At 43.0% G+C, this 832-nt stretch carries 1 protein-coding gene; it reads right to left on the reverse strand.

The window, feature by feature from the left end:
- Positions 1 to 655, reverse strand: a 655-nt coding sequence (locus ACTHS3_RS16160) for a lytic murein transglycosylase (RefSeq protein WP_440368529.1), incomplete at its 3' end; no start/stop codon positions are given.
- Positions 656 to 832 lie beyond the last annotated feature (177 nt).

Genomic DNA, 832 nt, shown 5'->3' on the forward strand with positions numbered 1-832 from the left:
TAAATTGCGGCATGCCCATCGCGCCGGCATAGCTGCCTTTGAAGTCAAAGATATTTTCTTTTTCTTCTTTTGCCATCAGCAAAAGTTCGCTCAATTCGTTTTGGAAAAATTCGGCACGGCGAGGATAATCAAAGGCCAATGTACTCAAAGCATCGGCAACGCGGAAGCTGCCTGTATTTTTGCCGTAATTGGTTTCAATACCGAGAATCGCCACGATCAATTCGGCAGGAACACCGTATTTGCGTGCCACATCATCGATTACAGCACGGTTTGCCGCATAGAATTGTCTGCCGCCGTTAAATTTAGCTGCACCAGAGTTACCGGTGCGGAATTCATACCAAGGACGCGAAGTGCTTGGGCGGTACATAATGGTAATAATGTTGCCTTTATACACCACGCCATTAAAGAAATTGCGCAACTCTTCTGCACTGAAACGGCGGTTTTTCACTTCATATTGGATAAACTGCTGAACATTGACGTTCTCATTAAAACCGCTGCTGGCAACAGATTCAGCCGCAGCATCAAATACAGGTCGTTTTGCAGAGGAAACAGGCTTGACAGGTTTTGCCGTATCAACAGCAGGCTTTTGCGGAGTGCCGCATGAAGCTAAAGCCAAAGCAGTCAGACCTATCCCAAAGATTTTGATTTTATTCATAAATAATCTCTTTACTAAATAATACGACAAACCCGAACACGAACACGAATGAATATTCGGCCAATACATCATCTCTTCATATCAACCGCTATATTTCTAAACAAACTCAAAAATATAGACAAATCGATATTTACTTACTTCGACTCAAGCACATAAACAAGGCCGTCTGAAATCCAA

The organism is Neisseria sp. P0009.S007, from assembly GCF_051962515.1.